Annotated in this window: 22 protein-coding genes; 7 read left to right on the top strand and 15 right to left on the bottom strand. The window is 68.5% G+C overall.

All coding sequences use genetic code 11. The features are described from left to right. The first annotated feature begins 153 nt into the window (after positions 1–153). On the top strand, positions 154–1044 hold the full coding sequence (locus tag A3OM_RS0109545; protein ID WP_026175883.1) for an ATP-binding protein: 891 nt from the start codon (positions 154–156) through the stop codon (positions 1042–1044). 149 nt (positions 1045–1193) lie between these two features. On the opposite strand, the gene A3OM_RS0109540 is transcribed toward A3OM_RS0109545, so the two are convergent. The 10 genes from A3OM_RS0109540 to argS all read right to left on the bottom strand — a co-directional run bounded on the left by A3OM_RS0109540 (position 1194) and on the right by argS (position 12129). Next, the gene (locus tag A3OM_RS0109540) at positions 1194–2606 is read right to left on the bottom strand and encodes a M23 family metallopeptidase (RefSeq protein ID WP_026175882.1); all 1413 of its coding nucleotides are present in this window, start codon (positions 2604–2606) and stop codon (positions 1194–1196) included. Between the two features lie 212 nt (positions 2607–2818). Continuing rightward, entirely contained in the window at positions 2819–3466 is a 648-nt protein-coding gene (locus tag A3OM_RS0109535) for a protein-L-isoaspartate O-methyltransferase (protein ID WP_043764593.1), read from the bottom strand. A 69-nt stretch (positions 3467–3535) separates the two neighbouring features. After that, the gene (gene surE, locus A3OM_RS0109530) at positions 3536–4300 is read right to left on the bottom strand and encodes a 5'/3'-nucleotidase SurE (protein ID WP_018043524.1); all 765 of its coding nucleotides are present in this window, start codon (positions 4298–4300) and stop codon (positions 3536–3538) included. Beyond that, positions 4300–5586, bottom strand: coding sequence for a serine--tRNA ligase (serS, locus tag A3OM_RS0109525; protein ID WP_026175881.1), 1287 nt, complete (start codon positions 5584–5586; stop codon positions 4300–4302). Before serS ends, surE begins: the two co-directional genes overlap by 1 nt. Before the next feature lie 231 nt (positions 5587–5817). Further along, entirely contained in the window at positions 5818–6618 is an 801-nt protein-coding gene (gene tatC, locus A3OM_RS0109520; protein WP_018043522.1) for a twin-arginine translocase subunit TatC, read from the bottom strand. Beyond that, the gene (gene tatB / locus A3OM_RS24755; RefSeq protein ID WP_018043521.1) at positions 6615–7130 is read right to left on the bottom strand and encodes a Sec-independent protein translocase protein TatB; all 516 of its coding nucleotides are present in this window, start codon (positions 7128–7130) and stop codon (positions 6615–6617) included. The genes tatC and tatB overlap by 4 nt, the downstream gene beginning before the upstream one ends. Before the next feature lie 149 nt (positions 7131–7279). Next, positions 7280–7543 carry a twin-arginine translocase TatA/TatE family subunit gene (locus A3OM_RS0109510; RefSeq protein ID WP_018043520.1) on the bottom strand — a complete coding sequence of 88 codons (264 nt, stop codon included), beginning with the start codon at positions 7541–7543 and terminating at the stop codon, positions 7280–7282. 175 nt (positions 7544–7718) lie between these two features. Next, positions 7719–8723 (bottom strand): beta-N-acetylhexosaminidase, encoded by a 1005-nt coding sequence (gene nagZ, locus A3OM_RS0109505; protein ID WP_018043519.1) that lies wholly within the window; start codon positions 8721–8723, stop codon positions 7719–7721. Between the two features lie 205 nt (positions 8724–8928). Then, positions 8929–10353 carry an SPOR domain-containing protein gene (locus tag A3OM_RS0109500; RefSeq protein ID WP_018043518.1) on the bottom strand — a complete coding sequence of 475 codons (1425 nt, stop codon included), beginning with the start codon at positions 10351–10353 and terminating at the stop codon, positions 8929–8931. Positions 10354–10383: 30 nt separating this feature from the next. After that, positions 10384–12129 (bottom strand): arginine--tRNA ligase, encoded by a 1746-nt coding sequence (argS, locus tag A3OM_RS0109495; protein WP_018043517.1) that lies wholly within the window; start codon positions 12127–12129, stop codon positions 10384–10386. Positions 12130–12460: 331 nt separating this feature from the next. Between argS and A3OM_RS23745 the strand changes: the two genes are divergently transcribed. Next, entirely contained in the window at positions 12461–12991 is a 531-nt protein-coding gene (locus A3OM_RS23745) for a DUF1003 domain-containing protein (protein ID WP_245257776.1), read from the top strand. Positions 12992–13038: 47 nt separating this feature from the next. On the opposite strand, the gene A3OM_RS0109485 is transcribed toward A3OM_RS23745, so the two are convergent. Next, positions 13039–14307 carry a deoxyguanosinetriphosphate triphosphohydrolase gene (locus A3OM_RS0109485; protein WP_018043515.1) on the bottom strand — a complete coding sequence of 423 codons (1269 nt, stop codon included), beginning with the start codon at positions 14305–14307 and terminating at the stop codon, positions 13039–13041. A 99-nt stretch (positions 14308–14406) separates the two neighbouring features. Between A3OM_RS0109485 and A3OM_RS0109480 the strand changes: the two genes are divergently transcribed. Both A3OM_RS0109480 and A3OM_RS0109475 read left to right on the top strand, forming a co-directional pair. Beyond that, a complete protein-coding gene (locus A3OM_RS0109480; protein WP_018043514.1) occupies positions 14407–14733 on the top strand; it encodes an iron-sulfur cluster assembly accessory protein in 327 nt (108 codons plus the stop codon). 131 nt (positions 14734–14864) lie between these two features. Beyond that, complete coding sequence (locus tag A3OM_RS0109475; RefSeq protein ID WP_026175879.1) at positions 14865–16694, top strand: hypothetical protein; 1830 nt, start codon at positions 14865–14867, stop codon at positions 16692–16694. A gap of 67 nt (positions 16695–16761) precedes the next feature. Here the strand turns inward: A3OM_RS0109475 and rnd are convergent, their stop codons facing one another. Continuing rightward, entirely contained in the window at positions 16762–17913 is a 1152-nt protein-coding gene (rnd, locus tag A3OM_RS0109470) for a ribonuclease D (RefSeq protein ID WP_018043512.1), read from the bottom strand. 94 nt (positions 17914–18007) lie between these two features. Next, entirely contained in the window at positions 18008–18427 is a 420-nt protein-coding gene (locus A3OM_RS0109465) for a hypothetical protein (protein WP_043764586.1), read from the bottom strand. A 189-nt stretch (positions 18428–18616) separates the two neighbouring features. Between A3OM_RS0109465 and aspS the strand changes: the two genes are divergently transcribed. The 3 genes from aspS (at position 18617) to A3OM_RS0109450 (ending at position 21810) form a co-directional block, all read left to right on the top strand. After that, entirely contained in the window at positions 18617–20431 is a 1815-nt protein-coding gene (aspS, locus tag A3OM_RS0109460; protein WP_018043510.1) for an aspartate--tRNA ligase, read from the top strand. 180 nt (positions 20432–20611) lie between these two features. Beyond that, on the top strand, positions 20612–21481 hold the full coding sequence (locus A3OM_RS0109455; protein WP_018043509.1) for a glycosyltransferase family 2 protein: 870 nt from the start codon (positions 20612–20614) through the stop codon (positions 21479–21481). Next, on the top strand, positions 21478–21810 hold the full coding sequence (locus tag A3OM_RS0109450; protein ID WP_018043508.1) for a hypothetical protein: 333 nt from the start codon (positions 21478–21480) through the stop codon (positions 21808–21810). The genes A3OM_RS0109455 and A3OM_RS0109450 overlap by 4 nt, the downstream gene beginning before the upstream one ends. A gap of 16 nt (positions 21811–21826) precedes the next feature. Here A3OM_RS0109450 and A3OM_RS0109445 read toward each other — a convergent pair whose 3' ends face one another. Together A3OM_RS0109445 and A3OM_RS0109440 are read right to left on the bottom strand one after the other, a co-directional pair. Then, the gene (locus A3OM_RS0109445; protein WP_018043507.1) at positions 21827–22090 is read right to left on the bottom strand and encodes a DUF3297 family protein; all 264 of its coding nucleotides are present in this window, start codon (positions 22088–22090) and stop codon (positions 21827–21829) included. A 76-nt stretch (positions 22091–22166) separates the two neighbouring features. After that, positions 22167–22790: a CatB-related O-acetyltransferase gene (locus tag A3OM_RS0109440; RefSeq protein ID WP_026175878.1), complete on the bottom strand. Its 624-nt coding sequence runs from the start codon at positions 22788–22790 to the stop codon at positions 22167–22169. Between the last annotated feature and the right edge of the window lie 79 nt (positions 22791–22869).

Here is a 22869-nt window from a genome sequence, read left to right as displayed (position 1 = left end):
GCGCGGACTATAGCCATGCACTTGGTGAAAGCAACGGCGCGTCCGCAGGATGCGCGGATCGGATGGCCCGCCCCCGATGCCGCACCCGTGATTTTCCGCCGCATTGTCCGTATGGACGCGCTCGACAGCACATCCAAGGAGTTTCGAGACGCCATGACCTCGACCCCACCTGCCGACCGGGCGATGCTCGACGCGATCCTGCCCGTCCTCGAGCGGATCGCCGCCGCCCTGGAGCGTTCCGCCCCGGCCGCGAAGCCGGTCCTGGACCTGAATGCGGCGGATGCCTTCCTCTGGGGATCGGACCGTCGTCTGATCCCGGTGCCGAAGGTCAACCGGGTGGAGATCGATCTGCTGACCGGCATCGACCGGGCCCGCGACATCCTCGTGGACAACACCACGCGCTTCGCCAAAGGCCTGCCTGCCAACAACGCCCTGCTCTGGGGCGCGCGCGGCATGGGCAAGTCGTCCCTGGTGAAGGCGGCCCATGCCCGGATCAACGCGGAGTGGGCGGAGGGCGAGCTACCGATGAAGCTGGTGGAGATCCACCGCGAGGACATCGAGGCCCTGCCCGACCTCATGGCGACCCTGCGCGGCGATGCGCACCGCTGGATCGTGTTCTGCGACGACCTGTCCTTCGACGGCGACGACACATCGTACAAGTCGCTCAAGACGGCTCTCGACGGCGGCATCGAGGGCCGACCCGACAACGTGCTGTTCTACGCCACCTCCAACCGGCGGCATCTCCTCGCCCGCGACATGGTGGAGAACGAGCGCTCCACCGCGATCAATCCCGGCGAGGCTGTGGAGGAGAAAGTTTCGCTCTCCGACCGCTTCGGCCTCTGGCTCGGCTTCCACAAATGCAGCCAGGACGAGTACCTCGCCATGATCCGCGCCTATGTGGAGCGCCACGGGCTGAAGGCCGACCCGGATACGGTACGGGCCGAGGCCCTGGAATGGGCCACCACCCGCGGTTCGCGCTCCGGCCGCACCGCCTTTCAGTTCATCCAGGACCTGGCAGGGCGGCTGGGACAGCGGCTCGATTGAGGCCTCGCGCGCTCCCGGCCGAAACGGCGGATCGCCCCTTCTTCCCATTCACGACCTCGTCCTGAGGTGGATGGGTAGGGATCAGGCGGATCTACAAACGAAAACGGCGGCTCCTGCGAGCCGCCGTTTTCGTTGGGTCTTGAATGCGCTCAGTTGCTGGCGAGGTGCGGCATCGGATCGACCGGGGTCGCACCCTTGCGGATCTCGAAGTGCAGCTGGGGCGAAGTCACGTTGCCCGAGGCGCCGGACTTGGCGATGGTCTGGCCGCGCTTCACCTTCTCGCCGGGGCGGACGTCAAGTTCGCCGTTATGGGCGTAGGCCGAGACGTAGCCGTTGGTGTGGCGAACCAGCACCAGCTTGCCGTAGCCCTTCACGTCCGAGCCGGCATAAGCGACCGTGCCGTCCTCGGCGGCCTTCACCGCCGTACCCTCGGGCACCGAGATGTTGATGCCCTCGTTGCCGCTGGTGCCGTAGCCGGAGATCACCCGGCCCTTGGCGGGCCAACGGAACGACTGGTCGGGCTCGGCGGCGGGAGCCGCGACGGAGCCGGTGCTGGCGGGCTCGGCCTTCTCGGGCACGGGCGTCAGTGAGGCGACCTTGACCGGCGCGGTCTTGGCCTTGGCGGCTGCCAAGTCGGCGGCCTTGGCCTCGGCGACCTTCTTGGCCGCATCCTTGGCGGCTTCGGCCTTGGCGAGCTTGGCCTCGGCGTCCGCGGCCTTGCGGGCGGCCTCGGCCTTCGCCTTGGCGGGATCGACCTTCGGAGCCTCGGCCTTGGCGACCTCGACGGGCTTCTTCGCCTCGGCGGCCTTCTTCACCTCAGCGACCTTCTTGGCCTCCGCGAGTTTCCTGGCTTCGGCCGCATGCTTGGCATCGGCCGCGAGCTTGGCCTCCGCCAGCTTCTTGGTTTCCACGGCGCGCTTGGACTCCGACGCCTTGTTCGCCTCGGCGATCTTTTTGGCCTCGGCGGCAGTCTTGGCCGCAGCCAGCGTCCGGGCTTCGGATTCCTTGCGGGCGGCTTCCTGGCGGACGCTGTCCTGGCGCGCAGCCTCGGCGCGGGCAGCTTCGGCTCGAGCCTTCGCCTCGGCGGCCCGGGCCTCCGCGGCCTTGGCCCCGGCATTGAACGGGATGCGCGGCGGGGGCGCCGCAGGAACGGTGCGCGGGGTCGCGACCATGCCGCGGCCGGCATCCGGATTCATGCCCGCCGGATTCATTCCCGAGGGGTTCATGCCGGAGACCATCCCGGAGGACGGCGCGGTGGAGGCGACGCGGCCCGTGGCCATGGGAGGCGTCGCGGCCAGCGGACGCGGCGACATCGGCGCACCGAGGGCCTGCGACTGGATCCTGGGGGTCCGTACCGCCGGAGCCGGAGCCATCTCGCCGTCATCGGGCAGGCTGCCCGTGGCGCTCGGCTCACTCGAAACATTCGAGGCGAAGGGGTTCCCGAAGGGGTCGCCCAACCGCGACGCATCGGTTGAGCATCCGGCGGCACTGCCGCCGATCACACCGATGAGCGCGAAACGCGACAGCGTCCTCAACCCTAGACCAGTCCCGCGAACCCGCATCGACGCACCTGTTTGCCTGACGCAACTTGATGACGTCATTCAAACGGGATTCAGGTTAAACAACCGTTCCCGTTCACCACGTTTTCGGCGCGCAAGGAACTTTCCTGGCAGGCACGTCCCGGCTCGCTCCAAATCGACCGCGGTAGTGCCCGGCGAGAAGATCGTGATGGATCAAGGATTTGGGTCCCTGGATCCGGGCCTGTGCCCGTTGCCTAGAGAACGAAGGCTCTGCCGGGTGTGAGGGGCGCCAGCCTTAATTGGACGCCGAGATTTTTAACGACGGCGCCGTCCCCGCCCCGATCGGCGAGGACGAGGCGCGCCCCGCCCGACTGCGCGAGAGCGCCCACCAGCCTGCCGCCGGGCGCCAGGAGGGAGTCGAGATGGGCGGGCATGGCCGGCAGGGTGCCGTTGACCAGGATGCGGTCGAACGCCCCCTCCCCTGCGACGTCGGGATCGAGGCCGTCGCCGACCTCCACACGGGCGATCACTCGGTCCTCCGGGTCGAGGGCCGAGACGGCATCCTCCGCCAGGGTGGCGTAGCGCTCGACGCTCAGGATGGAGGCGGCGCCGAGGCGGATGAGCAGGGCGGTGACGTAGCCCGAGCCGGTGCCGATCTCGAGGATGCGGGCGCCGGGCTTCACCTTCAGGGCGGTGAGCATCGCGGCGACCACGGTGGGGGCCGACATGGTCTGTCCGCAGGCGAGCGGCAGGGCCACGTCCCGCCGGGCGAGATCCCGGTGCTCGCGGGGCGCGAAACGAGCGCGGGGCACCCGCTCCATCGCCCGCAGGGTATCGGTGTCGCGCACGCCGAGGCCGCGCAGGGCCATGACGAAGGCGGCATCCTCGACCGAGCCTTCCATCGTCATGGACGTCGTCTCACGGCTGTGCGCGGACGTTCCGATTCCCGGAGCGTCTCACTCGGCGAAGGCTCACTCGGCGAAGGCTTGCGCGAAGCGCGTCAGCGTCGGCTCGTCGGTGAGATCGAGGCGCAGAGGCGTCACCGAGATGCGATTCTCGGCGATGGCCTTCAGGTCGGTGCCGTGGCCGGGCTCGAACCGCGCCTTGGCGAAGGCGAGCCAGAAATACGGGTTGCCGCGTCCGTCATGGCGCGCATCGATGGCGAGCAGCGCCTGATTGCGCATCCCCTGCGCGGCCACGGAGGTGCCCGCGACTTCCTCGGGCTCGCAATCGGGGAAGTTGACGTTGACGACGATGCCGGGCTCGATCCCGATCTCCAGGATCTTCTTGACCACGCCCGGCCCGTGATGGGCGGCGCATGCCCATTTGATCGCCCCGCGCCCGCCGGCGCCGTAGGCCTGGCTCAGGGCGATGGAGCGCACGTTGAGGATGGTGCCCTCCATGGCCGCCGCGATGGTGCCGGAATAGGTCACGTCCTCGGCGACGTTCTGGCCGCGATTGACCCCGGACAGGACGAGGTCCGGCCCGTGGTCCTTGAGGATGTGGCGCACGCCCATGATCACGCAATCGGAGGGCGTGCCCTTCACGGCGAAGCGCTTCTCGGAGACCTGGCGCAGGCGCAGGGGATCGTTGAGCGACAGGGAGTGCGAGACGCCGGACTGATCGCTCTCGGGCGCCACGACCCAGACGTCGTCGGACAGGGTCCGGGCGATGCCCTCCAGGGTTTCGAGGCCCGGCGCGTGGATGCCGTCGTCGTTGGTGACCAGGATGCGCATCAGCTCTTGAGCCCTTCGATCTTCTCGATTCCGCCCATGTAGGGCTTGAGAACCGACGGGATGGTGACGCTGCCGTCCGGGTTCTGGTAATTTTCCATCACGGCGATGAGGGCGCGGCCGACCGCGACGCCCGATCCGTTGAGGGTATGCACGAATTGTGCGCCCTTGCCCTCCTTCGGGCGGTAGCGCGTATTCATCCGCCGCGCCTGGAAGTCGCCACAGACCGAGCAGGACGAGATCTCGCGAAACGTCTCCTGCCCCGGCATCCAGACCTCGATGTCGTAGGTCTTCTGGCTGGCAAAGCCCATGTCGCCGGTGCAGAGCGTCATCACCCGGTAGGTCAGGTCGAGCTTCTTCAGGATCGCCTCGGCCGAGCCGAGCATCCGCTCGTGCTCGTTGGCCGATTGATCGGGCGTGGTGATCGAGACGAGCTCGACCTTGTTGAACTGGTGCTGGCGCAGCATGCCGCGCGTGTCGCGCCCGGCCGACCCGGCCTCGGCGCGGAAGCACGGGGTCAGCGCGGTGAAGCGTAAGGGTAGCTCGTCCTCGGAGAGGATCGACTCACGCACGAGGTTAGTGAGGGGGACTTCGGCCGTGGGGATGAGCCAGTGCTCCTCTCCGGCCCGGAACTGGTCGTCCCGGAACTTCGGCAGCTGCGCGGTGCCGAACATCGCCTCGTCGCGCACCAGGATCGGCGGCGCCACTTCGGTGTAGCCGTGCTCGCCGGTGTGAAGATCGAGCATGAACTGGCCCAGCGCCCGCTCCAGCCGCGCGAGCTGGCCCTTGAGCACCACGAACCGTGCGCCGGACATGCGCGAGGCCGCCTCGAAATCCATCAGGCCGAAGGCCTCGCCGAGCTCGAAATGCTGGCGGCCGGTGGCGAGCTTGGTGCGGCTGCCGGAAAAGGCGCGGTGCTCGACATTGCCGTGCTCGTCGGCGCCTTCCGGCACCTCCGGGTTCGGGCGGTTGGGGATCGCCGCGAGGCGGTCGTCGAGGACTTTGCCGGCCTCCGTCTGGGCCGCCTCCAGGGCGGGCCCCTCCTCCTTCAGCCGCGCCACCTCTTCCATCAACTCGGCGGCACGCGCCTCGTCCTTCGCCTTCTTCGCGCCGCCGATCTCCTTGGCCAGCGCGTTGCGCCGCTCCTGGTTGGCCTGCGCCGCCGAGGTGGCGGCTTTGCGCGTGTCGTCGAGGGCGATCAGCTCGGCCGAGAGCGCGTCGAGGCCGCGACGGCGCAGGGCTTCGTCGAACGCTTGCGGATTCTCGCGGATGGCGCGGATGTCGTGCATGGGCGGCTCGGTTCGCTGTGAGTCGCCGACGCTTTGCAGCATCGGGGCGACCCCGACAAGGTCGGGCATGAGTCGACGGAGCATCCCCGATACCCCCTCATCCTGAGGCGGCACAGCGCAGCGCAACCCTCGAAGGAGGCCTCCAGACACCAAGGTGCGGACTGGAGGCCTCCTTCGAGGCCGCTTACGCGGCACCTCAGGATGAGGGGGTGGATGGCGTTTATGTGGCGCCTACGGCTCCAGCCCTTCCGCGACCCGCTTGGCTTTGCGGCGGCGCTCAACGCGGGCCACCGAAAAGATCGAGGCTTCGTAGAGGAGGAGCATCGGCAGGGCCAGCGACAACTGCGAGATCACGTCGGGCGGCGTCAGGATCGCGGCCGCCACGAAGACGAGGACGATGGCGTAGCGGCGCTTCTCGCGCAGGAAGACGGTGTCGATCACGCCGATCTGGCCGAGCAGGGTGAGGATCACCGGCAGCTGGAACGCCAGCCCGAAGGCGAAGATCAGGGTCATGATGAGCGAGAGATACTCGTCCACCTTCGGCAGAAGCGAGATCGTCGCTTCGCCCGGCTGGCCGACTTGCTGCAGGCTCACCGAGAACTGGATGAGCAGCGGCATCGCCAGGAAGAACACCACCAGTGCGCCGAGAACGAAGAAGATCGGCGTCGCCACGAGATAGGGCAGGAAGGCCTGACGCTCGTTGCGGTAGAGGCCGGGCGCGACGAAGGCGTAGATCTGCGTCGCGATGACCGGGAAGGCGAGGAAACCCGCGCCGAACACGCTGAGCTTGATGTTGGTGAACACCTGTTCGAGGAAATGCGTCGCGATGAGCTGCGCCTTCTCCGGGCCGACGATGGAGACGTAGGGGTGGAGCAGGATGTTGTAGATGTGCCGCGAGACGAAGAAGCACGCGAAGAACATCACGACGAAGGCCGCCAGGGACTTGATCAGCCGCGAGCGCAATTCGATCAGGTGGTCGAGGAGCGGCGCGCGTGACGCCTCGACCTCGGATTCGTCGACCGGATCGATCATGAGGTGGCGCCGGGCTCGGTAGGCTTGGTGGAGGGTTCGGTCGGGGCCATGGCAGTCCGGGGCGGGAGATCGGGCAGCGCGTAGTCCGGCGGGGGCGGTGGCTCGGCATGTGCCGGCTCGGCCGATGCGGGAGCCTGGATCGACGGCTCGGAGGGCGCGGGCGGGTCGTTCTCGGCGAGCTTGGCGGCCACGTTGGCCAGGGGCTGCGTGCTCGATTGCGAGCGTCCGTCCACGGCGCCGCGGATCTCGTCGCGGATGGTCTGGACCGGATTGAAAGTCGGCCCCATCGTGCTCGCAGAACGCTTGATGCCGTCGACCTCGCGGCGGACCTCGTCGAACTCGGCCTCGCGGATGGCCTCGTTGAACTGGGCGTGGAACTCGCCGGCCATGCGACGCATCTTGCCCGTCACCTGGCCCACGGTGCGCAGGGCTTTGGGAAGATCCTTGGGCCCGATGACGATGAGGGCGACGCCGCCGATCAGCATCACCTCGCCCCAACTCATGTCGAACATGGTGTCGCTCGTCCCGCGGCCGATGGCCTATGCCTTGTCACGACCGACGGCCTAGCATGGTTCACGCAAGACCGATCTCCGTCGGGCGATTTCGCTCACACGAACTTCGGGCGATCCCGTCCAGGACCGCCGATGTCGCCTTGACGGTCTCAGACGACCTTGCGGTCGGCCGAAACGTGGCTGGCGGTGGCCGGCTCGCCCTGGTGAGGCAGGGTGCGAACGGGCTCGCCGTTGCTCGGCGGCGGCACGGCCGGCGCCTGCCCGGCAGGCGTCTCATCCTCGGCCATGCCCTTCTTGAAGGCCTTGATGCCCTTGGCGACGTCGCCCATCAGGTCGGAGATCTTGCCGCGCCCGAACAGCAGCATCACGATGCCTGCGACGATGATCCAGTGCCAGATACTCATGCTGCCCATGGCAAACTCCTGCGCCCATGCGGTCGCCTGCCCAGCGACGCCCTCTCACGACGGATTGTCGGGAACCTAGGGATGGGAGGAAGCGAACACAAGAACCACGGGGTCTCTGGCCACGGCATTCGCGGCATCTGAGGCAATTGTGCAGTGCGTCATAAACGCGTCGGGAGCATCGCGCTCATGCCTGGGCGGAAAGGCCCGCCTCGAAGCGCGAGCGCGCCTCGGCGACGTCGAACTCATCCTGCGGTGCGAGCCGGGCCAGGGCGGCCTCGGCGCGGCGCAGGGCTTCGCCGGACAGGATCGGCGTGCCTTCGAGAACGGCCTGCATCTCTTGCCGATCGCCGTTGCAATGGAGAGCGACGTCGATTCCGGCGGCGAACGCCTTCTCGGCCTTCTCGCGAAAGGTGCCGTCCAGTGCCTTCATCGAGAGGTCGTCGGTCATGAGCAGGCCGTCGAAACCGATCAGGCCGCGGATCACCTGTCCGATCACCACGCTGGACTGCGTGGCGGGATGGTGCGGGTCGAGGGCGGCGTAGACCACGTGGGCGCTCATCGCCATCGGCAGGTCCGCCAGGGCGCGGAAGGGAACGAAATCGTGGGCGGCCAGGCTCACGCCCTCTGCCTCCACCACGGGCAGGTCCATGTGGCTGTCGCAGGCGGCGCGGCCGTGACCGGGGATGTGCTTGATGACGGGGAGGACGCCCCCCTCCATCAGCCCCTCGGCCACCGCGCGCCCCAGGGCGATGACGGCGTGCGGATCGGTGCCGTAGGCGCGGTCGCCGATGATGTCGTGGGCGCCGGCCACGGGCACGTCGAGAACGGGCGCGCAATCGACGTTGATCCCCACCGAGGCGAGATCGTGTGCCATCAGCCGCGCGCCGAGGCGCGCCATGGCGATGCCCGACCCGTCCAGCCGGCCGAAACGGGCGCCCGCCGGGTAGGACGGCCAGTGCGGCGGCCCCATCCGCTGCACCCGTCCGCCCTCCTGGTCGATCAGGATCGGCGTGTCGGCCCGGCCCGTCGTGGCCCGCAGGGCATCGGTCAGCGCCCTCACCTCGTCCGGCGAGCCGATGTTGCGCTTGAACATGATGAAGCCCCAGGGCTGCGCATCGCGGAAGAACGCGGCCTCCTCGTCCGAGAGGGTCCGGCCGGCACAGCCGAGGATCAGGGCGCGAGTGGTCATGGGGGATGCTGCTCGGCTTGAATGGACAGACGATCCGAGGGACGTCCGCCCCTGCTCGTTCCGGTCGCAGCGGTCCTCGCCCGGGCGGGGCTCGCACGAAGCGCCACCGGGATGCGAGGCGTCGACGATCGCCTTCGAGGTCTTCGCTTCGGCTCCCTCGGCCTGGAATCCTCAGGCCCGGATCCCGAAACTCAATTCCCTTGACTCAGTTCTTGGCCACGAAGCACTGGCCGCCTGCACCCTGCAGTTCGGTGCAGAGGGTGGTGGCTTCGGCCTTGGCCAGGGGTCCGACGCGGACGCGGTAGATCGTCTTGCCGCTGACCTCGGCCTGACGGATCAGGGCGGGCTTGCCGGAGAGCTGGCTGAACTTGCCCTGCATCTGCTTGAAGGCGGCCTGAGCCTCGGCCTCGCTGGTGCGCACCCCGAGCTGGACCGAATACCCGCTGACCGGCGCGTTCGAAGCCGCCGGAACGGGGGCGGGCGTCGGCAGGGCGGACGTCGCATCGGGAGCGACGGCGCTGACGCGCTGCGGGGCCTTCACGCGGGGAGCGGGGGCGGCCTGCTCGGGCGCCGCAGCTTCGTCGGCCGCTGCGGGCGTCGCCGTCGGCAGCTTTCCGACACGCGGATGCATCGACCCGCTGGTGGAGCCGCCGTTATCGCCCGGAAGCGTCATCGTGGGGATCACGGATTGGGCGGCGGAAGCCTCGCGCTGGGGCGGCGGCGGAGGCGTATCCGGCTTGACGGAGACGGTCCGCACCCGGCGTGGCTCGCCGAGGGTTTCGGTGAGGGGGGCCGTATTGCCGCCCTGCCCGGTCGAGGGCGTGGCTCCGCCCTCCCCGGCGCGCTGGGCGGAACGGGCGGCCTGCGCGACGTCGACCGGCTGCTCTTCGCGGTTGACGATGCGGATCTGGCCGTCCTTGGCGTTGCGATCGTAGATCTGCTTGTTCTGGTCGGGAATCTCGACGCCGTCCGCCTTCTGCGGGGCGATCTTCAGCGGAGCCTTGTCGGCCAGGATCGTCGGCACGGTGCCGTCGCCCTGGCTCGAATGCAGGCCGCGCCAGGTGAGCGCGCCGGTGACGCAGACCACCAGCACGCCGAGGCCGGCACCCACGGAGACGAGGCGGCTGCGCTGGCGGGGCCGTTCGGCCGCGCGGTTGAGGCGGTCGTCCTGCTCCGGCGCATAGGCCTCCGATCCGCGGGGATCGTGGACCCCGTCGGCATAGGCGCCGTGATCGACGGAGGCGAGATACTGGTCGAAGGCATCGGCCGGATGAGCCGAGAGCGAGGCCTCCGATTCGGACTGGTACTGGGGATGCTGGGCGTAGGCCGCAGGCGCAGGTGCATAGGCCGCAGGCGCCCCGGAATGGGCCGACGGGGCGGCTGCCGGTGCCTCGTCGTGGAAGCTCGGCTCCCTCCGCCCGCCCTGGCCCTGCGGCTGGGGCGCGGTACGGGAATCGCGGGCTTCGAGGAGGGCGCGGAAGGGGTCGTCCTGGCCAACGATGCGGGCGAGTTCCGCCAGCGGATCGGGCTTGGCCGCAGGCTGGGCCTGCGGCTGGGGCGGCGTCGTGGGCTGCAAGTCACGCGCGAAGGCGTCGAAATCGACAGGCGCTCGCGAAGCGTTCGTCGTCATGGCAGCATTCCTCTTCACGCCGAGATCACCTCACCGCATTTCATCCGGCGCGGTGACACCCAAGACCGCGAGGCCGGAGGCGACGACGCCCCTCAAAGCCTCCACGAGGGCCAGTCTTGCCCGTGTCGAGTTTCGGTCGTTTGGATTAATAAACCGTAATTGCGGCAGGTCTTTGCCTTTGTTCCAGAAACCATGCAGGGAACTTGCCAGCTCGTAGAGGTAGAATGCCACACGGTGTGGCTCGTGTGCCGCCGCCGCCGCTTCGATCACCCGCGGGTATTGGGCGATGAGCCGCATGATCTCGATTTCCGCGGAATCGGCCAGCAGCGTCAGATCCGCATCCGCGAGGCCGGCGACGGAAAAGTCCTCGCCGGGCATCGCTTCGCGCGCCTGCCGGAACACCGAGGCGCAGCGGGCATGGGCGTACTGGACGTAGAAGACCGGGTTGTCCTTGGATTGCTCCACCACCTTGGCGAGGTCGAAGTCCAGGGTCGCGTCGTTCTTGCGGTAGAGCATCATGAAGCGGATCGCGTCGCGGCCGACTTCGTCGACCACCTCGGCGAGGGTGATGAACTCGCCCGCGCGCTTGGACATCTTCACCGGCTCGCCGGCCCGCAGGAGCCGCACCAACTGGCACAGCTTCACGTCGAGGGTGGCGTTCCCATCGCTCACCGCCTTAACCGCCGCCTGCATGCGCTTGACGTAGCCGCCGTGATCCGCGCCGAGGACGTCGATCAGGTCTGTGGCGCCGCGCCTGATCTTGTCGCGATGATAGGCGATGTCCGAGGCGAAGTAGGTGAACGAGCCGTCCGATTTCAGCAGCGGCCGGTCGACGTCGTCGCCGAACTCCACGGTGCGGAACAGGGTCTGCTCGCGGTCCTCCCAATCCTCGGGCAGCTGGCCCTTCGGCGGCGGCAGCCGGCCTTCGTAGACGAGGCCCTTTTCACGAAGCTCCGCCAGAAGAGCGGGCACCGCCTCCTTCAGGGTGGCTTCCGAGAAGAACACATCGTGATGGATGCCGAGCCTAGCGAGATCGCCCCGGATCAGGTCCATCATCGCGGCGATGGCATCCGCCCGCACCTGCGGCAGCCAGTCGGATTCCGGCGTGTCGAGGAGCGCGCGTCCGTGCGTCTCGGCGAGCGCCTTGCCCACCGGCACGAGGTAGTCACCGGGATAGAGGCCTTCGGGCACGGGGCCGACCTCTTCGCCCAGCGCCTCGCGGTAACGCAGGAACGCGGAGCGGGCGAGCACGTCCACCTGCGCACCGGCATCGTTGATGTAGTACTCGCGCGTCACGTCGCGGCCGGCCGCCACGAGCAGGTTGGCCAGCGCATCGCCGAACACCGCCCCGCGGCCATGGCCCACATGCATCGGCCCGGTGGGGTTGGCCGAGACATATTCGATGTTGACCTTGCCGCCGGGCAGGTGGGCTCGGCCGTACTCGGTGCCCTCGCCGAGCGCGGCACGCACGACCTCGTGATAGGTCTGGGGCGTCAGGCGCAGGTTGATGAAGCCCGGTCCGGCCACGCTCGCCTCGATCACGCGGGGATCTTGCCGGAGCTCCGCCGCAAGCGCTTCGCCCAGCGCCTTCGGATTGGTCCGGGCCTCCTTGGCGAGGACCAGGGCGGCATTGGTGGCGAGGTCGCCATGAGTGGCATCGCGCGGCGGCTCGACCACCACGCGGGAGAGATCGAGCCCCTCGGGCAGCGTCCCGGACCGGATCAAGCGCTCGAGCGCCTCGCGCACGCGCGTCTCGAAGGTGGCGAAGATGTTCATGGGTAAGCCGAAACGTTCCAGTTGCGCGGCCGCGCCCAGGGCTGGGCCGCTCTCGTCCTGACCGGGCGGGCATAGCAAGGGCGGACAGGGGTGTCACGGCGCACATGCGGCGTGACACCCGATTGCTCGCGTTCCCGTCGGACAGGCGATAGAGTGCGCTTGGCCAGATACCCTGTGCGGGGCTGGCGGACTATCCGGCCGGGGTCGTCCGTCTGGTTGCGCGCGTGTCCGCCGTTCCAGACTGGATACCCTCATGGACGAGGCAGTTACCGATCTCGCGCGTCACCTGCTCGATGAGGGTCTAGAATGCCTGTCCGACCGCGAGCGCCGCGTGATCCGCCTCATCGCCAGACGCCGGCATGCGACCGTGGACGTGAACAGCGCATTCGCCGCGAAGGAGACCTTCGGTGAACGGATCGCCGACCGCGTCGCGCAGTTCGGCGGCTCATGGACATTCATCATCGTCTTCAGCGGGATGCTCGTGGCCTGGGTCGTGGTCAACACCGTGATCCTGTCCCGGCTCGGCGGCGGCTTCGACGCCTACCCCTACATCTTTCTCAATCTAATCCTCTCCATGGTCGCCGCCCTGCAGGCGCCGGTGATTCTGATGTCCCAAAACCGTCAGGCCTCCCGCGACCGCCTTGCGGCGGCGCTCGACTACGAGATCAATCTTAAGGCGGAGGTCGAGATCATGGCGCTGCACGATAAGCTTGACCGTCTTCGGACGGACCGTATCGAGGCGATGATTGGCGCGCAGACTGTGCAGATCGCCGCCATGGACACGGATCTGCGCGCCCTCCTTGCCGATCGGTCTGGGTCACGCGGCGACGATGCGGTCCGGCGAACGGAGACTGGCCGCTAGCGCAGCGTCTTTTTCCGAAAGCCGAGGCCACCTTTCAAAACGATGCTTCAATCCTCCGCCAGCGGCAGGCCCCGGCTCTCGGGGCTCCAGTGCAGGTCCGGCGTCGTCGGAAACAGGCGCTTATGGGCGAGCACCGCGTAGGTGTCGGTCATGCCGGCGATATAGTCGGCCACCCGGCGGGCGATGCGCCCCTCCCCCGCCGCCTCGAGCCCGGCCCGCCATTCCTCGGGCATGCAGGCAGGGTTCGTGCTGAAGGCATCGAACAGGTCCGCGACGATGATGTCCGCCTGCGCCCGCACCGCCAGCACGCTCGGGTGGCGGTACATCCGCGCGTAGAGGAAGCGCTTGATCGCGGCATCCGCCTCCTCCAGGGCCGGCGAGAAGGAGACGACCGCCTCGTCGGCCGCGCGGATATCGGCGACGGAAGCCGGTGCCAGGGCCTCGATCCGCCGGGTGCTCTCGGCGATCACGTCCTCCACGAAGCGGGTGATTACGCGCCGCGCCAGTTCGTGGATCTTTCGAGATTCCTCGAGATTCGGATGCAGCGCGTCGATCTCGTCGAGGATGTCCCGGAGGAAGGGGACGCCGTCGAGATCCGACAGTTCGAACAGGCCCGCCCGCAGACCGTCGTCGAGGTCGTGGCTGTCATAGGCGATGTCGTCGGCCAGAGCCGCCGCCTGCGCCTCCGGCCCGGCGAAACGGGCGAGGTCGAGGTCGTTCTGCGCGTTGTATTCGAGGATGGCGGCGGGAATGCCCCGTGCCGCCCAGCGCGGGGTCGGGTCGCCCTCCTTCGTGAGGAGCGGGCCATTGTGCTTGACGAGGCCCTCCAGGGTCTCCCAGGCGAGGTTGAGCCCGTCGAACCCGGCATAGCGCCGCTCGAGCCGGGTCACGATCCGCAGGGCCTGGGCATTGTGGTCGAACCCGCCGTGAGCGGCCATGAGGGCATCGAGCGCGTCCTCGCCGGTATGGCCGAAACAGGTGTGGCCGAGGTCGTGGGAGAGCGCCAGCGCCTCCGCGAGGTCCTCGTCGAGGCCGAGCGCGCGGGCCAGCGCACGGGCGATCTGGCTGACTTCGAGGGTGTGGGTCAGACGGGTTCGGTAATGGTCGCCCTCGTGGTGGACGAAGACCTGGGTCTTGTGCTTGAGGCGGCGGAAGGCGGCCGAATGGATGATCCGGTCGCGGTCGCGCTGGAAGTCGCTGCGCGTGGGCGAGATCGCCTCCGGGATCAGCCGCCCGCGCGTGGCCGCCGGATCGGTGGCGTAGCGCGCCCGCCAGCGTTCGCCCCTGTGCCGCACGTCACCTCCTGAATGCGCCATCGCGCGCAACGATCATCCCGCGTTGCAGCGCGTCTCTACGGCGCATATCTTGTGTGGGCTAGCGCTTCTGGCAATCGACGAAAACCCAAGAGCATCACGATGGCCGACATCACCCTCACCCCCCGCGCGGCCAAGCGCATCAACGAGATCATGGGAGCCGAGCCTCCCGGCGCGTCCCTGCGGATCAGCGTGAACGGCGGCGGATGCTCGGGCTTCTCCTACGCCTTCGACATCGAGCGGGCGCGGGCCGAGGACGACGTGGTGATCGAGCGGGACGGCGCCACCGTCCTCGTCGATCCGGTTTCCCTCGAATACATGAGCGGATCGACCATCGATTTCGCCAACGACCTGATCGGCCAGGCCTTCAAGATCGAGAATCCGCAGGTCACCTCCTCCTGCGGCTGCGGCACCTCGTTCTCGCTCTGAGGCTTCGTCATTCCGTCACATCGCGGCGTGAGGCAGCGCGATTGCCTCGCCGTGGAAAAAGCGGCACGGATGCGGTTCGGCGCGGCACCGTTGCACGAAGCGCCTTTTTTCGCAGCGCCCCGGATCCGCTCATGATCGTCCCACAAGGTCGTCCCTTTCTCATGCGGACGGCTGGCCTTTCGGTCTGCGCCCTCCTCGTCTTCGGCGGCGGCGGCCCGATCGGCCCCTTGCCGGTCTCGGCCCAGGAAGCCGCCTCCGCCGTGCAGGACGTCACGCTCCAGAACGTGACGATGACCTTCGGCGGCACGGTCCTCACCGCGCCGCAGGTCATCGTCAGCGGCACGCGCCTGACGAAGGACGACCTTCTCGCCCTGCTCAGATCCGGCCCCGAGCCTCTGCCAGCGCGTCTCGCGAAGTTCGATGCCGCGAGCATCGTGATTCCCGAGCTTCGCTCCGAGATACGGATCGGCACCAAGACCCAGACCGCGACCTATCGCGACGTGACGGCCAGGGATGTGCGCGGCGGCCGCATCGCCCAGGCGGCAGCGGCGGGGGCGACGGCTGCCGAGGCGGGAGGCGGCGAGAAGCGCAGCGCCAGCTACGGCCGCATGGAGATGCGGGACGTCGATCTCACGGCGATGGCGCGTCTCTACGGTGAGGCCGGCGATGCCAAGAGCCCGATGATGCGCCTCTATGGCGCGTTCTCGGTCTCCGATACGCTGATGGAGGCCGACGGCACGGTGGTGAAGGTGGCGCGCATCGAGGGCACCGACCTCAGCGGGCGCCAGATTCCGGCGACCTGGACGGGCGCGCTGGACGCGATGGCGCGCGCGGACCAAGCTCAGGGCAATCCCGCCGACAGGGCGAGAATCTTCGGGGTGATGGCGGACGTTCTCGACGGCTTCTCCGTCGGCTCGGTCCAGGCCACCGGGCTCACCATCAGCCAGACGAAGGACGGCGAGCCCGTATCGATCGGCATGGGGCGCATGGTCCTGTCCTCCGGTGGCCTCAGCATGGAAGACCTCGGCTTCACCGCGGGCGATGCCGCCGGAAAGCTCGCGCGCTTGAGCGTGGCGGGCTTCTCCTTCGCCCCGACCGTGGTGGCCATGCGCAAGCTTTCGACCCAGGCCGGGGAGCCCACCGAAGCGGATTTGCGGCAGATGACGCCGGCGCTCGGCACACTGGCATTCAAGGACCTGAGCCTCCACCTGCCGCCGGACGAGGTGCCCGCTTCGCCCAAGCCCCCCGGCGCCGCCTCGCCCGCGCTCCCCTCGGCCGTAACGGCGCCTACGCATATCGGCCTGCGCGACGGCGCTCTCGCCTTCGGCCCGCTGCGCGACGGCGTGCCCACCACCGGCCGGGCCAATCTCTCGGGTCTCACCCTTCCCGCCTCGGCGGTGGCCGGAATCCCGGGGCTCGGCTCCCTCGGCGCGTATGGCTACCGGGACCTCGACCTGAACGTCGTCGCCGACACGGCCTGGAACGAAGCCGCCAAGGAGCTCTCCTTCAGCGAGGTATCGGTGTCGGGCAAGGACATGGGCAGCGTGACGATCAACGGCACCCTCGGTGGTATCGGACCTGCGGTGTTCGACCCCGATCCGAGCGTCTCGACCTTCGCCATGCTGGGCGCCACCGCCAAGGCCCTCGACCTGCGGATCGAGAATACCGGCCTGTTCGAGCGCTTCATCGCCTCGCAATCGAAGAGCCTGAGCCTCAAGCCGGAGGAACTGACCCAGGAATACGTCACCGCCACCACGTTCGGCGTGCCGGCCATCCTCGGCAATTCGGCCGGCGCCAAGGCCATCGGCGCGGCCCTTGGCCAGTTCGTGACAAAGCCGGGCACGTTCTTGCTCAGCGCCAAGGCGAAGAATGCCGGCGGCATCGGCATGCTCGAATTCAGCGCGGCCCCGACACCGGGCGCCGTCCTCGACAGGCTGGATGTGAGCGCGAAGGCGAATTAAGCGACCCGGGACGACGCCCACGTCGCTCGCTCCCTACAGGAGGGGGGCAGAGCGTTTGGGGCCGGGTTCAATTCAGTTCGCGCACAACGATGCGGCCATTTTCGGCCGACAGGGCGAGGCGGCCGGCCTTGAGGGCGAGCGCCTTCTCGCCGAACAGCGTCCGGCGCCAGCCGTGCAGCACGGCGATGTCGGCCTCGTCGTCTTCGGCGATGGCTTCGAGGTCATCCATCGTGGCGACGATCTTGGGCGCCACGTCCTCGGCCTCGCAGACCGCCTTGAGCAGCACCTTCAGCAATTCCACCACGGCGCCGTTGCCGCCCCGGCCCCGGCTGCGCTCGGGCAGGACGATGTCGGACAGGTCGCGCTGGAAGCCGCGCTCCACGGCGGCGAGGATGTCGGCTCCGGTCCGCGAACGCTCGAAGCCCGCCGGGATCGAGCGCAGGCGCCCCAGGGACTCGACGCTACGCGGAGCGGAAGTGGCGATGTCGATCACCGCCTCGTCCTTGAGGATGCGCCCGCGCGGGACGTTGCGGGTCTGCGCCTCGCGCTCGCGCCAGGCGGCGACCTCGGCCAGAACCGCGATCTCGCGCGGCTTGCGCATGCGGCCGGACAACCGGCGCCAGGCCTGGGCCGGGTCGGCCTTGTAGGTCTCCGGCGAGGTGAGGACGCTCATTTCCTCGTCGAGCCATTCGCCGCGATCGGTGGAGAGGAGCTGCCCAGCCAGCACCTCGTAGACCTTCACTAGGTGGGTCACGTCGGAGAGGGCGTAGCTCGACTGGGCGTCGGAGAGCGGACGGCGCGACCAGTCGGTGAAGCGGGAGGATTTGTCGATCTTGGCCTTGGCCACGTCGTTGACGAGCTGCTCGTAGGAGACCGAATCGCCGTAGCCACAGACCATGGCGGCGACCTGCGTGTCGAAGAACGGCTGCGGCAGAAGCCCGCCGAGCAGCCAGATGATCTCGAGATCCTGGCGCGCCGAGTGGAACACCTTGACCACGCCCTCGTCGGCCATCAGCGCGAAGAACGGCGCGAGGTCGATGTCGGGGGACAACGGGTCGACGAGCACACCCGACCCGTCCGGCCCCGCCATCTGGATGAGGCAGAGCTTGGGGTAGTAGGTCGTCTCCCGCATGAACTCCGTATCGACGGTGACGAACGGCTGTCCGGCGAAACGGCTGCAGGCCTCGGCGAGAGCCGGCGTGGTGGCGATGAGATCCATGAGAGCCGGCTATATCGGAGGTTGACGCGCGAGGCGAGATCGTATCTCGCACCGCGCGCGCCTATCCCCGACATCCCGTGCTGCACGTCCCTCCTCAGGCGGCGCGCTTGCGGGACCGGTTCCGGCGCGCGAGGCTGCGCACCAGTTCGGTACGCTCGCGCCGCTGGGCCTCGGCACGGGCGAGAAGCCAGTCGAAGATGCCGCCATTCCTCCGAGGCCCGCCCTCCTCGGTCAGGCGCCGGATCCGGTCCACCCGGAAGCCGCGATAACCGCCGCGTGCGCGGTCGATGCCGCCGAGCAGCGTCCGGCCGGGGCCGAGCCTCAATTCGCGCGCGTCGAGGGCACGCGTGCTCCAGAGACCACGGGAATCCTCGTAGACGATCTCGAACCGGCCTTGGAGCGGCAGGACCTGCCATGCGCCGGGCTTATGCTCGCCCCATTCCGCGGGCTTCCCGCGTGCCGAGGGAGCCACTGCGGCCTCGTGCAAAATGTCGAAAAACGCGTTCGCATTCATGGGCTTGATATGGGAATGCACCCTCGTTCTCGTAAGGTCCCTCCCCCTCGGGCCCCTCGGCGGCGCCCGCTCCGGGTTCATCCCGGCTTCCGCTTACGCGCCCTGCCGTCGCGATCTCCTGGGATCGCCTTCGCCTTGACTTGCCCGCCCTCGCGTGAATGGTGCGCCGCTCAATCTGAAGAGCCCGTCATGCACCGTTATCGTACCCATACCTGCGGGGCCCTCCGCCCGTCCGACGTCGGCGAGACCGTTCGCCTTTCCGGCTGGTGCCATCGCATCCGCGACCATGGCGGCGTGCTCTTCATCGATCTGCGCGATCATTACGGCCGCACCCAATGCGTGGTCGATTCCGATTCGAAGGCGTTCAAGACCGCCAACCTCGCCCGCTCGGAATGGGTGATCCGCATCGACGGACGCGTGCGCACGCGCCCTGCCGGCACCGAGAATGCCGACCTGCCCACCGGAACGGTGGAGGTCTATATCGACGACATCGAGGTTCTCGGCCCCGCCGGCGAGTTGCCGGTGCCGGTCTTCGGCGACCAGGACTACCCGGAGGAGACGCGCCTCAAGTACCGCTTCCTCGATCTGCGTCGCGACAAGCTCCACGCCAACATCATGAAGCGCGGCGCGATCATCGATTCGCTCCGCCGCCGCATGCGCGAAGGCGGCTTCTTCGAGTTCCAGACGCCGATCCTCACCGCTTCCAGCCCGGAAGGCGCCCGTGACTACCTGGTGCCGTCCCGCGTGCACCCCGGCAAGTTCTACGCGCTGCCGCAGGCGCCGCAGCAGTTCAAGCAGTTGACGATGATCGCCGGCTTCGACCGCTACTTCCAGATCGCGCCGTGTTTTCGCGACGAGGATGCCCGCGCCGACCGCTCGCCGGGCGAGTTCTATCAGCTCGACATCGAGATGAGCTTCGTCACCCAGGAGGACGTGTTCCAGTCGGTGGAGCCGGTCCTGCGCGACGTCTTCAAGGAATTCGCCGAGGGCAAGCGCGTCACCGAGACCTTCCCGCGCATCCCCTATGCCGAGGCGATGCTGAAATACGGCGTCGACAAGCCGGATCTGCGCAACCCGCTGATCATCGCCGACGTGACGGACGAGTTCGCCCGCGACGAGGTCGAGTTCAAGGCGTTCAAGGGGGTGATCAAGTCCGGCGGCGTGGTCCGCGCCATCCCGGCCACGGGGGCGGCGACGCAACCGCGCTCGTTCTTCGACAAGCTCAACGACTTCGCCCGCGCCGAGGGCGCGCCGGGCCTCGGCTACATAATCTTCGAGGACGACAACGGCACGGTCACCGGCAAGGGGCCGATCGCCAAGTTCATCCCTTCGGAGATCCAGGCCCTCATCCGCGAGAAGACCGGCACGAAGGCCGGCGACGCAGTGTTCTTCTCCGCCGGCACCGAGGGCAAGGCCGCGGCTCTGGCCGGCAAGGCCCGCATCCGCATCGGCGACGAACTGAACCTCTCCGACAAGGACCAGTACGCGTTCTGCTGGATCACCGACTTCCCGATGTACGAGTGGAACGAGGACGAGAAGCGGATCGACTTCTCCCACAACCCGTTCTCGATGCCGAATTTCGACCGCGAGGAATTCCTCGCCCTCGATCCGAGCGAGGCCGAGAAGATCCTCGGCATCAAGGCGTTCCAGTACGACATCGTCTGCAACGGCACGGAGTTGTCCTCCGGCGCGATCCGTAACCACCGCCCCGAGGTGATGGAAAAAGCCTTCGGTCTCGCCGGCTACGGCCAGGAGGTGCTCGAAGAAAAATTCGGCGGCATGCTCAATGCGCTGAAGCTCGGCGCCCCTCCGCACGGCGGCATCGCGCCGGGAATCGACCGCATCGTCATGCTCCTCTGCGGCGAGCAGAACCTGCGCGAGGTGGTGCTGTTCCCCATGAACCAGCGCGCCGAGGATCTGATGATGGGCGCCCCCGCCGAGGCGACGCCGAAGCAGCTGCGCGAACTCCACATCCGGTTGAATCTGCCCGAGAAGCAGGGCTGAGCCGCGACACACCCCCCTCCCCACTGCGGGGGAGGGTACCTACGGAGCAGGCGGGAGTGGGGGCGACCTCTCCGGATTGCGCGCTCCCCTCTCCCGACCCTCGCTGACGCGAGGGCCACCCTCCCCCGCAGAGGGGGAGGGTTTGCAGCGCCCGATCCCTCCAACATTGACAGGGCCGACATGCCCTCCCTCGTCGCCATCGTCGTCAGCCATGACAGCGCGCATGCGCTGCCGACCTGTCTCACGGCGCTCGCAGCCGAGCACGTGCCGGCCATCGTCGTGGACAATGCGAGCCGCGACGGGTCGGCGGGCGTCGCCGAGGCGGCCGGGGCCAGGGTGGTCCGCAATCTTCGCAACGAGGGCTACGGCCGGGCCAACACCATCGGTATCCGCGCCGCCGACCGTGCGGAGCGCGTGCTCATCCTCAACCCGGACATCGTGCTGCGGGCCGGCGCGGTGGATGCGCTCCTGCGCGCGGCTGCCGCCTATCCGGATGCGGGCCTGCTCGCGCCGCGCCTGATGGAGCCGGACGGGCGGTTCTTCTACCAGCCCCGCTCGCTGCTCGCGCCCTACCTCACCAACCCACCCGGCAACCGTGCCCTGCCCGACGGCGATGCCTGCGCGCCGTTCCTCTCCGGCGCCTGCCTGATGATCCGGCGGGACCTGTTCCTCGCCCTCGGCGGGTTCGATCCGAACATCTTCCTGTTCTACGAGGATGACGATTTGTGCCGCCGGGTCGCCGATTCCGGCCGCTCCCTGGTCCATGTCCACGGCGCGGTCGCCCTGCATGGGCGCGGGCGCTCGTCGGCGCCGGAGCCCGGCCGGGTCTTCCGCACCCGCTGGCATCAGGCCTGGTCGCGGGCCTATGTCTCGCGCAAGTACGGCCTGCCGGACCCGAGCCCGTCCATGCTCGCGGTCAACGCTCCGAAGGCGGCCTTGGCATCCCTGGGCTTCCGCCGACCCCTGATCGAGCGCTATGCCGGTTCGGCGGCCGGCGCCCTCGCTGCCATCCGTGGGCGCACCGCCCTCGCTCGGGAAGGGCTCGCATGAGCCTGCTCAATCCGACGGCCGCCCTGGCCCGCGCCGTCGCCGGCGTCGCAGCGCAGGGCTTCGTGGTCGTCGCCCGCAACACGCGCGGCGACAGCGTCTACCTGAAGCCGGAGGGCTGCACCTACGCGCTTCGGGTCTCGAACCACGCCCGGACGCCCAAGCAGCGCAAGAACCATCCCGACGCGATCACCAGCCTGGTGATCCGGGCCTCCACCGGCCCGGCTCAGGTCGACGCCCTGGTCGAGACCGCCCTGCGCAACTTCGCCGGGGAGCGGCGCAAGCGCGAGGGAGACCGGGGCGGGGAGAACGACGGGCCGGCCGTTCCGTGACCGGGCGGGCCGAGGATCAGGCGGAGGCCGAATCGCCCTCGGCCGCATCGCGAAAGTACGGCTCTACCGGGCCCTTCAGCTTCACCGTCATCGGGTTACCGGCGCGGTCGAGGGTCTTGCCGGCCGACAGGCGGACCCAGCCTTCGCTGACGCAGTATTCCTCGACATTGGTCTTTTCGACGCCCTTGAAGCGGATGCCGATGCCGCGTTCCAGGATGGCCTCGTTGTAGAACGGGCTGGTCGGGTTCACCGCGAGGCGGTCGGGAGGCGTGTCGGACATCGGCGTTGCCTTGGGAATCGATGATCGGAGTCGAGCGATCGTTGACGCGTCGGGACGAAGGGTCCGGGTAAGCGATTCACGCCCCGCCCGCAACGCCGCCGGCCCTGGCCGCCCGCGCCGCCGCGATGAGATCGTCGATACGGTCGCTCTGAAGCAGGGGCACCAGAGCGTGCACCGCCTCGGGGGGCAGGTCCCACCACGCCGTCTCCAGCAGCGCCGCCACATGCTCCGGATCGAAGCGGTGGCGGATCACCCGCGCGGGGTTGCCGGCGACGATCGCGTAGGGCGGCACGTCCCGGCTGACGACGGCATGGGCCCCCACCACGGCGCCGTGCCCGATGGTGACGCCGGACAGGATCATGCAGCCCGAGCCGAGCCAGACGTCGCTGCCGATGGTCACGTCGCCGCGCGAGGCATGATAATCGGCCGGCGCCTCCACCCCCGGCCAGAGTCCCCCCATGGCCGCGAAGGGATAGGTGGTCACCCAGTCGAGGCGGTGGCCGCCGCCGAGGAGGATCTCGACCCTGTCGGCGATGGAACAATACCGGCCGATCGTAAGGTGCCGCCCAGCTTCCGGGAACCGCACTTTCGGACGGCCATAGGAGTACGAGCCGATGGAGAAACCATGGGTTTTCACCATTTTGGCGAGGTGCAGGCGGGTTTCGTTGTGCGGGTTGCGCCCACTCCGCAAGCGGTGCAACAGAGTTTTCAATCAATGCATCCCGAAGACCGGCGGGAAAGCTCCGCGGCGCCGTCAGAGCCCGCGATGAAGGGAGTGA

Source organism: Methylobacterium sp. 88A (assembly GCF_000376345.1).
In the GTDB taxonomy this organism is placed as follows: Bacteria; Pseudomonadota; Alphaproteobacteria; order Rhizobiales; family Beijerinckiaceae; genus Methylobacterium; species Methylobacterium bullatum.
Note: the sequence above shows the minus strand (reverse complement) of the source record. Positions and strands in the feature narration are given on the sequence as shown.